General features: G+C 37.4%; 14 protein-coding genes. 7 read left to right on the top strand and 7 right to left on the bottom strand.

From position 1 onward, the window contains the following. Positions 1–54 precede the first annotated feature (54 nt). Entirely contained in the window at positions 55–1,701 is a 1,647-nt protein-coding gene (ctaD, locus tag H6G69_RS16660) for a cytochrome c oxidase subunit I (protein ID WP_190689274.1), read from the bottom strand. 91 nt (positions 1,702–1,792) lie between these two features. Between ctaD and H6G69_RS16655 the strand changes: the two genes are divergently transcribed. Then, the gene (locus H6G69_RS16655; RefSeq protein ID WP_190689271.1) at positions 1,793–1,948 is read left to right on the top strand and encodes a hypothetical protein; all 156 of its coding nucleotides are present in this window, start codon (positions 1,793–1,795) and stop codon (positions 1,946–1,948) included. A gap of 136 nt (positions 1,949–2,084) precedes the next feature. Here the strand turns inward: H6G69_RS16655 and coxB are convergent, their stop codons facing one another. Both coxB and H6G69_RS16645 read right to left on the bottom strand, forming a co-directional pair. Then, positions 2,085–2,930, bottom strand: a complete 846-nt coding sequence (coxB, locus tag H6G69_RS16650; protein ID WP_190689268.1) for a cytochrome c oxidase subunit II — start codon at positions 2,928–2,930, stop codon at positions 2,085–2,087. After that, complete coding sequence (locus H6G69_RS16645; protein ID WP_190689265.1) at positions 2,927–3,274, bottom strand: hypothetical protein; 348 nt, start codon at positions 3,272–3,274, stop codon at positions 2,927–2,929. The genes coxB and H6G69_RS16645 overlap by 4 nt, the downstream gene beginning before the upstream one ends. Positions 3,275–3,688: 414 nt before the next feature. On the opposite strand from H6G69_RS16645, the gene H6G69_RS16640 reads away from it, so the two are divergent. Beyond that, complete coding sequence (locus H6G69_RS16640; RefSeq protein WP_190689262.1) at positions 3,689–5,290, top strand: helix-turn-helix domain-containing protein; 1,602 nt, start codon at positions 3,689–3,691, stop codon at positions 5,288–5,290. Here H6G69_RS16640 and H6G69_RS16635 read toward each other — a convergent pair. Both H6G69_RS16635 and H6G69_RS16630 read right to left on the bottom strand, forming a co-directional pair. Further along, a complete protein-coding gene (locus tag H6G69_RS16635; RefSeq protein ID WP_199336049.1) occupies positions 5,235–5,483 on the bottom strand; it encodes an FGGY-family carbohydrate kinase in 249 nt (82 codons plus the stop codon). The two genes, H6G69_RS16640 and H6G69_RS16635, sit on opposite strands and share 56 nt — an antisense overlap. Positions 5,484–5,626: 143 nt before the next feature. Continuing rightward, entirely contained in the window at positions 5,627–5,914 is a 288-nt protein-coding gene (locus H6G69_RS16630) for a Mo-dependent nitrogenase C-terminal domain-containing protein (protein WP_190689259.1), read from the bottom strand. Between the two features lie 451 nt (positions 5,915–6,365). Here H6G69_RS16630 and H6G69_RS16625 point away from each other — a divergent pair, with 451 nt between their 5' ends. The 3 genes from H6G69_RS16625 to H6G69_RS16615 all read left to right on the top strand — a co-directional run bounded on the left by H6G69_RS16625 (position 6,366) and on the right by H6G69_RS16615 (position 9,319). Further along, positions 6,366–8,291 carry a serine/threonine-protein kinase gene (locus H6G69_RS16625; protein ID WP_190689256.1) on the top strand — a complete coding sequence of 642 codons (1,926 nt, stop codon included), beginning with the start codon at positions 6,366–6,368 and terminating at the stop codon, positions 8,289–8,291. Positions 8,292–8,579: 288 nt separating this feature from the next. Further along, positions 8,580–8,999 (top strand): hypothetical protein, encoded by a 420-nt coding sequence (locus tag H6G69_RS16620; RefSeq protein WP_190689253.1) that lies wholly within the window; start codon positions 8,580–8,582, stop codon positions 8,997–8,999. Between the two features lie 131 nt (positions 9,000–9,130). Continuing rightward, a complete protein-coding gene (locus H6G69_RS16615; protein WP_190689250.1) occupies positions 9,131–9,319 on the top strand; it encodes a hypothetical protein in 189 nt (62 codons plus the stop codon). A gap of 137 nt (positions 9,320–9,456) precedes the next feature. Here the strand turns inward: H6G69_RS16615 and H6G69_RS16610 are convergent, their stop codons facing one another. Beyond that, a complete protein-coding gene (locus tag H6G69_RS16610; protein ID WP_190689247.1) occupies positions 9,457–9,720 on the bottom strand; it encodes a hypothetical protein in 264 nt (87 codons plus the stop codon). Between the two features lie 342 nt (positions 9,721–10,062). On the opposite strand from H6G69_RS16610, the gene infC reads away from it, so the two are divergent. Further along, positions 10,063–10,575, top strand: a complete 513-nt coding sequence (gene infC / locus H6G69_RS16605) for a translation initiation factor IF-3 (RefSeq protein WP_190689243.1) — start codon at positions 10,063–10,065, stop codon at positions 10,573–10,575. 194 nt (positions 10,576–10,769) lie between these two features. Then, entirely contained in the window at positions 10,770–11,096 is a 327-nt protein-coding gene (gene trxA / locus H6G69_RS16600) for a thioredoxin (protein ID WP_190689240.1), read from the top strand. Positions 11,097–11,263: 167 nt separating this feature from the next. On the opposite strand, the gene H6G69_RS16595 is transcribed toward trxA, so the two are convergent. After that, positions 11,264–11,554: a hypothetical protein gene (locus H6G69_RS16595; protein WP_190689357.1), complete on the bottom strand. Its 291-nt coding sequence runs from the start codon at positions 11,552–11,554 to the stop codon at positions 11,264–11,266. Positions 11,555–11,752: the final 198 nt, after the last annotated feature.

Raw genomic sequence — 11,752 nt, 5'->3', positions numbered from 1 at the left:
GTAAGCCCTAATTTATATTGACAAAGGACGACTTTTATAAGTGGTTATGCAATTTCAAGCCACAGGTGCAAGATTGGAGTTAACCTCTTCACTACGCCCGTAATCATAGGGGCCGTGAGTCACTACAGGTAAAACTTCCCAATTTTCAATGGCTGGTGGCGAAGTGGTTGTCCATTCTAAAGTCAGCGCATCCCAAGGGTTATCGGTGGCTTTTGTTCCATGCAGCCAACTCCAAATGGCGTTGAAGAAGAATGGTAGTACAGATATGCCGAGAATCATCGCGCCAATGGTACAAATATGATTTATTCCGGCAAACTGAGGGTCATACATGGCGACTCGGCGCGGCATTCCTTGTAACCCTAGTTGGTGCATTGGTAAAAAGGTGAGGTGAGTACCGACAAAGGTGAGGGCAAAGTGAACTCTGCCCCAAGTTTCATTCATCATCCTGCCTGTCATTTTGGGAAACCAATGATAAATTCCCGCATAGATGCCAAATACAGAACCGCCAAATAAAACGTAGTGGAAGTGACCCACAACATAATATGTATCGTGGACGTGGATATCAAAAGGTGCTGTACCCAAGGTTACGCCGCCCAGTCCGCCAACAACAAACATCGACAGCAAGCCAATGGCAAATAGCATGGCACTGGTAAAGCGAATTTTGCCACCCCACAGTGTCGCCACCCAACCAAAAATCTTCACGCCAGTGGGAACGGCAACAATTAGGGTAGAGATGGTGAAAAACATCCGCATCCAAGGAGGTGTACCACTGGTAAACATATGGTGTACCCAAACAAATAACCCGATAATGCAGATTGCCAAGCTAGAATAAGCTATTGCTTTATAACCAAATATCGGTTTACGAGCATGAACGGGAATCACTTCGGACATAATGCCGAAGATGGGCAGAATCATTAAATATACTGCGGGGTGAGAATAAAACCAAAATAAATGCTGATAAAGTACGACATTGCCGCCAGCATCGGGTTTAAAGAACGAAGTGCCAAAGTTAATATCAAATAATAACAGCACCAATCCCGCCGCTAACACTGGGGTAGACAGCAAAGCTAAAACAGAAGTTGCTAAAATTGCCCAGCAGAATAACGGCATTTGCGTCCATCCCATACTAGGGACTTTCATCTTTAAGATGGTGACGACAAAGTTTAACGCCCCCAAAATTGAGGAAGTTCCCACCAAGACAATCGCTAAAATCCACATTGTCTGGGCAGTATTGGCAGTAATTAAACTCAAGGGTGGGTAAGCAGTCCAACCACTTTGGGAACCACCAAAAAAGAAACTACCTAAAAGTAATGCGCCTGCGGGTGGATTCAACCAAAAAGCGATCGCATTTAACTTAGGAAATGCCATATCTCGCGCGCCAACCATCAAGGGAATCAAGAAATTTCCAAATCCACCAATGGCCGCTGGCACAATCCACATAAAAATCATCAATGTGCCGTGGTTGGTCATAAAGGCGTTATATAAATTGGGGTCGAGGAAATCTGCATCGGGTGTATTTAATTCGATGCGGATAGCCATTGCCATCAATCCGCCAATTAGATAAAACACAAAGGCTGTGACTATATATTGAATGCCAATGACTTTGTGATCAATATTAAAGGTGAAGTAGTCGTACCATTTCCAAGCTTTTGGGTGATGGGTCACTTCTACTTTGGTTTGAGGAGTTTCTAGTTGTGTCATAGGGGCTAGGGGCTAGGGACTAGGGATTAGAGGCTAGGGAAAGATAGAGGTAATTAAATTTTGGCGTTGCATAAATGCGGGATGAATTGAGATGTTTAACAAAAATAAAATATTGATTCTTCGCGCCTTTGCGCGGCAGTCGCTACCCTGCGGGAACGCTTTCAGCGAACAAGTCGGCAGAGCCGCCCAACGCGCTGCCTTGCCTTTGCGCGAAACAAAAAACATCCCACTAATCAGCAATGCCTAAATTTTTTCTCGCCTCTTACCTTCTGGCTATTTTGACTTCTTGCAAAAGTCGCTATTTGCGAGCTTTTCTTTGCGTCTTTGCGTGAGACAAAAAAATATTTATGCAAGAGGTCTACTATTAACCATTGACTTCAAAACTAAGGATTTACAGCAACGGTTTGATCAATTTCTGGCTGTTGGGCAATTTGGTTTTCTGCCAGCCAGCGATTGTAATCTTCTTGGGTGTGGACAACTACAGAAGTACGCATACTACCGTGATAGCCACCACAAAGTTCGGCGCAAACTATTGGGTAGGTTCCTATCTTCGTCGCCGTGAATCGTAATTGTGTGGCTTGTCCAGGGATTGCATCTTGTTTCAAGCGGAACTGAGGAACCCAAAATGAGTGAATCACATCATTTGCAGAGATGTTGAGTAATACATCTTGACCGATGGGAACGTGTAGTTCGCCAGTGTTGACATTGCTATCAGGATAGTTGAATAGCCAAGCATACTGCATCCCGGTGACGTTGACGACTAAAGATGGTGGTTTACCTTCGTTTATAGGGGTCGAACCAATGCCTATCGGGTCAGATTTTGCTTCTGCCATCATTGCTTGGTGAGTCATGCCATGATGGCCAATCTCATCCATTCCCCCCATTTCGGTGTAAACATCTACGCTATAAATTCCTAGTCCCACCACAATGATTCCAGGAATGATAGTCCACAAAATCTCTAGGGGAAAGCTGCCTTCGATAAATGCGCCATCGCCATTATCGCCACGACGACGGCGAAATTTAAATACAGAAAATGCGATCGCCCCTTGTACTACCAAAAATAAAGCAGTACCAATGCCTACCATCACATTAAAAAAATTATCTACTAAAGGAGCTTGTGCAGAAGCTTGTTCTGGCAAAAGATGATTATTCTGTCCTACCCACAAACTAATTAGAGTAATTAATATACCTGCAATTAAAGTGATAATTCCCTGCGGAATTTGTTTCATAAAATTATTCCTTCTAAATAAATATGACGCTGCCAAATTCTTTCCAACATTTCTACTTGTCTTTGCAGCGCAGCCGCCCGATAAGTCATGTATCTGTCATACACAGCCATTGCTAAACAAAAACTAACGGGCGAAAAAAACATCAACCATAGTACAATATCGATAGTTTGATTGTTAGCATTTGTAATTAATTGTTGGTTATCTTTTACAGCCAAAAGTAAATGTTTGGCACTCATAAAATCAAGATGTTGTTGCCAAACCACGCTAATGACTCCCAAAGCTGGAGAAAGCACTACTAATGTTAATAAACAGACTTTAAGGAAATTCAAGAGTTGAAGTTTCATCTGGGCATTAATTAGCTTTAGTACCTTAGAGATAAACAGTGTTATATCAGCTACCTCATCATCTAGCAGCACTTATTAAGCTTGTACTCAAATGCTGGAATCCTTACAAACTCAGTCCTCAATTTTTTTTTTAGTGTCGGGTGCTAGTATTTTTATCCTAGTTACGAAGATTTACATACAGGATTACGGGTGTTTCTCTATTCAATCAAGGGTTGACACAATACTGACAGCAGAGAATCTCCCACTCCTGTTAAATATTGTATTTATTTAGTTAAAAAATCCTAATATTAGCTTTGAGGAGTGTGGTAGTGAATAAAATTGTTGAATGCTGTTGATCTAAGTTTTGTGGCGATCGCTCATTATTATCCCCTAAAAACTTTAGCATCTCTACGTTAAAATCACGCTTACAAGCCTATGCCCTACGCCATTACTAATCGCTGTATTCAGTGTGACAATTGCCTTCCTCAATGTCCTCAAGGTGCGATCAAAGTTATGGAAGGAGAGTATTGGATTGATCCGATTTTGTGTAATGACTGTCAAGATTATTCAGCACCGCAGTGTCTAGTTTATTGCCCTGTGGCTTCTCCTATACCTTATCAAGCAAAAAAAGGTAGATGCAAAACTGATGTGAGAACCACTCCCAGCCCAAAACTATTTTTGAATGGGAAAAGTCATCCATTTGCCTCATCGATAATTATTTGGGAATTATGTAACGTTTTAGCCCAGCGACATTCTCTCATCTGGGAGAGTAATGCAGCCGGAGAATTATATTATCAACGTCAAATTAATGGTGGTAAAGGTGCGATCGCTTTTCAAATAACAGACAGCTTAGAGTCCAATATACCAATTCCACTCAAAAGTAAAGAGGCTTTATCTGCGATCGCTACCTTTGATATTAGAGCAGCTTGTATGCACTTAATCTATGCGGCTCATGTCACAAATCTTAATCAACCTTGGGAAGAAGAATTTATCATCAATGACAGACAAATTGAAGAATATTTAGGGCTAGAAAAACGCAAAGACTTAAGCAAATCTGCCAAACTAGCTTTAATTAAAGAACTAGTTCAACAACCTTGCAAACTTATAGTATCTATTAACTTACCTGCCCAAAGAAAGATGCAAGGGGTATCTTTAGAAAAAAGCCGTTTGTGGCATTTATTAGAGACTCAACACCACTTTCAAGCAGATGAATTAGGATGCAAACATCTGGTGGGTTTAACTTTCAAAATTAAAGCAGGTGAATGGGCGCAGTATTTTTTAAATCAGCAAGGTTGTCAAGAACGTACTGCTTTATATCAATATGGTAGTTTACCCAAAGCTTTACTCAGTGCAGTGATGAGCATTTGGCAGCAACACGAAGGCGCAGCCCGGATGATGTTGTGGTTATTATTTAAAACCAAAATGGGTAGAGAACAGCGTATTACCATCCCTACCTTAATGAGAGTTGCTTATGGCGAGCGAAAACTTAGCCAAGTCATTTTGCAACCAGAAAATCGCCAACGCCTATTAAGAATATTTGAAAGTGATTTAGAAGTACTCAATCAATATGGACTTAAGCCTGTATTCGATCCAGTTACCTATCCCTTAGAAATTCAACCTTTATGGACTAAATTAGTGGATATTCCCGAAGATGCAGAAGCAGCACTAGAATTTTGGATTGATGACGGTAGTCATAGTACTCGCTTAACCGATGCGGCTCCTCGTGGTAAATGGAATCGCTTAATGAATGCCCGCATTTTATATTTTGATATGCCACCAGAGTGGAAAAAACAAATTACAAAGTCTAAGAAAAAGCAGCAAACAAATAACCGCAAAGCCAAGTTAAAACCACAACTAACTCTCTCTACTGAATACATTCTTGAGGCGAGAAAAAGACTAGGTTTGAGCCAAAGAGACTTGGCACAGTTAACAGGTAAAAGTCAAAGTTGGATTCGTGATATTGAAAATGGGCGTTTTCAAGCTAAGTTAGAAGACCAAATCCTATTACGAAAAGCACTGGGATTGGGTATGGGCTAAATGACAAATTCACGAATGCACCCCGTGTATCTGGGTCTAGGTGGGGGCTGCATTCTCCAGCAAGGTGGGGCAGAAATAACATACCACGCGCCCCTGGTTGCGATCGCTCTGCCATCTCCATCAAATCAGCGTATGATATCTGCGGTGCAAATGTATCTCGATACCAACGCAAAGAACCACCAGCCGCCAGCATCACACCTTTTTCTTTTGCCTAAAAATATTCTTCTGTAGAACTCATATTTGATTGGGGAAAAAACTCAGTTCCCTGTTGCCTGTTTCCTCCCTAGGCAATTAATTTCAATCATCAAAGTAGATTTATATCTCAATAAAATCTATCTAACAGTATTTGGTGACATCTTCACCACATTCATCTGCTAAATACATCAAGCACTTAAAACGCAGACCAACTATTTGTTCATAAAAAGGGTTGAGCTTGCACAAAGGTGGGATGTGAAACAGCTTCCTTCCTAAAATTGACACAGTTCTTTCAAATGGGCAATTAGAGGGGATTAGCTTACACAAGAGTCTGGCAATTTTATCATCATGTATTTCTACACACTCAAGCTGATTTCTTAACTGATTTAATAGACTGTTATACAGTGGAGCTTGATTTGATAAATGCATAAAATACCCTTAAGCTAATTTGTGACTTCTATAAAATGCCAACTATTTATCAAGATAAACATCGTATAATTACCAAACTATTTTTTTCCTTTTTAAAAATCAATTTTCAATCCAGTAAGATTGCTGAGGGACAAAAATTGCTAGTTAGTTAAGACTAAGAACTGTTGAAAAATCAGTGAGTACATCTACGATGTCGAATATCAAAAGCTTTTCTTACCTCGGTAAACACGCAAAAGGTAAGTCATTGTCTCTAAAGGTTTTAATCCAAAATCTATAGGACTTACGCAAGCACCCTCTCGAACTCTTATAACTTCGTGTTCTACCCTGCGGGAAGCCGCTATCGCGTCTACGTTTTTTCCTAATTTTACGTAAGTCCTACAAAATCTAAAATTCGTATGACTCCTCATTCAACACACCGTATACTACGGATACATTCTGTCTGTAGCTTTATATGAGCTTGTGCATCAATCCCTTTTGTCCCAGACCAGAAAACCCACAAAATGATAATTATCGCTTTTGTCAAAGTTGTGGTTCTCAGTTGCTTGTAGACAACCGCTACCGCATCATGCGGCTTTTAAGTGACAAAACCAGCTTTGGCAAAATTTATGAGGTCTATTCAGGGAGTACACCAAAAATTCTCAAAGTTCTGAAAGAACATCTTAACAACCACAGCAAAGCAGTGGAACTTTTTCAAAAAGAAGCAAATGTTTTGAGTCAATTAAATCATCCTGGAATTCCTAAAGTTGATAGCTATTTTCAATATCAAACTAATAGTGGTTTGATATTGCATTGTTTGGTAATGGAAAAAATTGATGGTGTTAATTTAGAACAATGGCTACAACAACAAGATAATCAACCTATTTCAGAAAAACAGGCGATCGCCTGGCTAAAACAATTAGCAGAAATCTTAAATATAGTACACTCTCATGGATGGTTTCATCGAGATATTAAACCAGCAAATATAATGCTGAAAAACACCGGAGAATTAGTCTTAATTGATTTTGGGACTGCAAGAGATTCAACACATACTTATTTAGCTAAATTAGGCATAGGCAACCAAATTACTGCTGTATTTTCAGCAGGTTACACTGCACCAGAACAAGCCAGTGGTCAAGCTGTACCACAATCAGATTTCTTTTCTTTAGGTAGGACTTTTGTTTATGTATTAACTGGCCAGTATCCACTCAAATTTTACGATGTGCGTAATGATGCGTTAAACTGGCGACAATCAGCAAATATTTCTCCAAAATTTGCCGATTTTATTGATAATTTGATGGCGAGGAAATCAGCAGATAGACCACAAAATATTCAAATGCTATTACAACAACTGTCGCAAGTTGAACAAGCATTGACACCTAAAACTGCTCCAGAATCGCAGAAATTGTCTTTAGGAATTATAGCTGGAATAATTTTATTAGTTGGTGGAAGTTTAGGTTATGGGTTATCTCATTTATCTAAATTTATACATCTAAACTCTAATTCAATAGAGCAAATTCAATTAACTCAAACTCTGACAGGACATAACAATAATGTTAAGTCTTTGGCGATTACACCAGATGGTCAAACTTTAGTAAGTGGCAGCAGTGACCAAACTATCAAAGTTTGGAATTTAGCAAATGGCAGTTTAATTGGTACACTTTTAAGTCATAGTAGTGGAGTTATTTCTGTTGCTATTAGTTCCGATGGTCAAACTTTAGCGAGTAGTAGTAATGACCAAACTATCAAAATCTGGAATTTAAAAACTAGGGCATTAATTCGGACTTTGCGAGGTCATGAAGGTGCTGTTTGGTCGGTAGCTATTAGTCCTGATGGTCAAACTTTAGTCAGTGCTAGTGGCGATAAAACTATCAAAATCTGGAATTTAGTAACTGGTAATTTAATTCGCACTTTGACAGGTCATACAACTTCTGTTTGGGCTGTGGCAATTAGTCCTGATGGGCAGATAATAGTGAGTGGCAGTAATGATAAAACTATTAAAATCTGGAATTTCAAAACCGGAGAATTAATTCGCACTCTAGCAGGTCATGATGATACCATTGTTTCTTTAGCTATTAGCCCCAATAGTCAAACTTTAGCTAGTAGTAGTTATGATAAAACTATCAAAATCTGGAATTTAGCCACAGGTAAGTTAATTCGGACATTGACAGATAATAACAATGAAGTTTTTGCCGTTGCTATCAGCCAAGATGGTAAAACTTTAGCTAGTGGTAATGGTGATGCAACTATCAAACTTTGGAATTTGCAGGATGGTAGTTTAATAAAAACTCTTATGGGTCACGCCAATACTGTGTATTCTGTAGTTTTTAGTCCTGATTCACAAAAATTAGTTAGTGGTAGTTCTGACAGAACTATTAAGCTTTGGCAAATTTCTCGTTAATCTAATTACAGCCAATCAAGAGTGAATCAATTGTATATATAGTTTTTATTTGTAAAACAATCCATAAATTTATCTCCAAAAGCCTATTGAATTTTTTTGGTTTATATCTCAGTAATCAAAAAATAAATATTGATATTTATACAATCTAGGAACCGGATTTAAAAAATATATTTTGTAGTCTATTTGAATTTCGTGTTAAGGTAGAAGATGAGAATAAAAAATAATCAAATAAAATACAACTATAAAAATTAAAAATTTTCTTAGTTAAGCATGTGATGTCATATATTTATGGAATCTAATAAGTACAAACTTGAATACAAGTTTCATTCAATCACTATTGAAGAGGAATCATTAAGCCGAAAAGCTTATTTTTATAAGATTTCTGGCGAATTGTGTCATAATAGTGGGTTTGTTGATTCGATTTCTGAGGCAGAACAAGAAGCCAAAGATAAAATCGACGAGAAATTTAATCAGATAGATAAAAAAGCTGCCTTACACAGATATTGTGTCATGCGTGATTTTGAAAGCTTTGTTGAGTTGCTAAATCAGCAAAAGGACATTTCTAAAGAACTTGCTTATCAAGTAGCGTCACAGCTTGCTTTAGCTTCCACTTTAAAATATTTTACGAAAGAAGCCCTCAAGATTGATGTCAATGGCTTAGGTTCAGTAGAGGATATTAGAACGAGCAACACAGATAACTTGCAATAAGCTGATATTTTAGCAGAAAATTGTAGCATCAGTTAAATATTGCCTATTTTCAAATTAGTAATTAGTTAGGGGGAATAAATATCTCAATTTGCATGTGTAACCAAGAGATTACATAACAACAGCTAATAAAGATGACAGACGATAAAGAACAAGAACTAGTGTTAAGTCAAAGTCACATGAGTCTGGAGGTCAAGCAACTTATCAAAATGTATGCTGCTGTTAACAACTGTACACAAATTGAAATGTTAGAGCGCATTGTTTTGGAGTGGAACGCACAACAAAGCCGCACTGAACGACCACCAGGTGACGAAGATGAGTAGCTTTTTTATGTAAACTTGGATGTAACGGGACAATATCTGCAAAAGTAGACAGACTAGTATTGTGACAGTATTGCCAGCAAGATAATTACCAAATGTAGCAGCGATCGCTCCTTAAATATCGCTACATTTAATCTAATTTATCTTAATTCAACATCTTGTTCAAAAACCAAGATACAATCATCTACTGTTTTTTTGTATTGGAAACCATAATCTAATAGAGCTTTTTTCAAAGTTTGTACTTCTGATTCTGTCAGCGTTTTTGTATTTGATTCAATCTCAATAGCTTCCTTGTTAACTGTAAAATTCAAACAGGTTTTAAATTGCTGATAATCCCAGTTTAACTTCCTGGCTACATTTAACTCAATAGCTGCTAATGTATTAGCAAATTTTGGCTCAAGCATAATTATATTATTTACTGTGTCTTCTATATTTTAACAATTACCCAACCAGAAAATACTTAAATTAAACATTAATTGATAGAGTTAAAATAACTGCAAAATGTTTGACATTACACTTACTCAATTTCTTGCTTAATTTGCAAACAAACAATTAATTAGAAAATAAGAGTTAATCAATAGATAATACTGTGATATAGGCGGGTTTTATATGGAAATTTAGCCTGAGCAATCATCAATAAATTAACAGACTGGTGCTATTTCTGGAACAGTCAAGATTTTCTGCCAGATGACCGACGAAGGATAGATAGCACTGTGCTATCTTAGTAGTACTTGCAAGAAAAAGTGTTGAATAATAAAGAGGAAACAATTATCGTAGTCCAAAAACAACTAATTAACTCGCAAATCAAGTCACCTCAAGTCTTCTTGATTGACCATGAGAATAATAATCGTGGTTTATTAGATACCTATGAAGCTCTACAATTAGCTGAAAGCTTAGACCTTGACCTAGTTGTAGTTTCCCAAAACGAAAATATTCCAGTAGCAAAAATCCTCAACTACGGAAAGCTTCAATACCAAAAGAAAAAACGCCAGGGACAGAGTGCTAGACCCACTGTGAAAGAAGTTCGCTTTCGTCCAAATGTTGGCACTGGTGATTATAATTTACGTATTAATCAGGCACTTCAGTGGTTGAATAAAGGCGATTCAGTAAAATTTGCTATTCGTTTACGAGGTCGGGAAAATCAATATCGCCAACAAGCAGGAGAAATGCTTGACCGCATTGTGTCCGATTTAGGACAGGTAGGGAAAGTGCAGTCGCTTGATAAACGCGCACTGATTGTTCAAATTATGCCTGCATAAATAAAATATTGGCAGCACTCTTTGGTTCGTTGAGAGTGCTGTTCATTTTTTTAAATTTTTATTTGATTAGAGATAAAAAATCAATAATGTGTGATGTTCTGTCTGTACTGAAAAGATTAATTTTTCAACATCACAGCATTTAAAGTATAGTTTTTATAGCTATCTGCTTAAGTTTAATACTGGAAAATAAAATAATGTCTACTGAAATAGTTGCTTACATTGAAGAAACAGAATTTGATACTCTTTTAAAGCAAGAAAAAGTTTTTGTTGTAGATTTTACGGCTAGTTGGTGTGGACCTTGTCGTTTAGTGAGTCCCTTAATGGAACAATTAGCTAATGAATACAAAGACCGCGTTAAGGTTGTGAAAGTAGATGTGGACAACAACAAGCCAATATTCAAAAAATTTGGACTTCGCAGTATTCCAGCCGTTTTGTTTTTTAAAGATGGTGAGTTATCAGAAAAAATTGTTGGAGTTTCTGCGTATGAGCAGTTCAGTAATGCTGTTGAAAAGCTACTTTAGTGGTAAATAACTTCTAGTGTGAAAGCAATACATGGAAAATCAAGTTTCCATGTATAACTAAAAGCAGGATAAGAAATTTAAAGACTGATTTGTTGGTTAACAGTCAAGAAAAAGTTTCTTGATGTTGGTTTATCGCTAAAAAGTTAGCATTATTGCTACTTGTAGTCTTATGGAGCAGTAAGTATCATAATGTCTTGAATACTGCTGACACAAGATTTGATGTGAGAACGGATAGCTTGCTCGTAAACTGCGGTTTGCTGTGTTCGTATTCCTACAGCCTGATATATCAACTTAATTTCGGGAAATTCACCCCAGTACATCAAAAAAATATCTTTAGCAGGAGTAGTAATTTCATAATTGTTCTCTTGCCTTTTTTTTCTTAGCTTACAATTATTTAGTTGTAATTTCAGCCTCAATAATTTTTCAAATTCGGGAATTATATTTGAAGTAGTTTCCATACTTGATCCACCTTGGAATGGTTTACTAGAAATAACATTCTTGTTTGATATGACTAAGTATGGCACTGATGATACCTAATATTAAAACTAGTCATATCAGAGTTTTTAATTACATGGTATTTTATGAGGAAATTTGCTGAGACAACATATCTATCAAAACTACCTTCTCAAGTATTCATCAGGGTAGGTAGTAGGAAG

The sequence above is a fragment of the Nostoc sp. FACHB-110 genome (genome assembly GCF_014697425.1).
Lineage (GTDB): Bacteria > Cyanobacteriota > Cyanobacteriia > Cyanobacteriales > Nostocaceae > Nostoc_B.
Note: the sequence above shows the minus strand (reverse complement) of the source record. Positions and strands in the feature narration are given on the sequence as shown.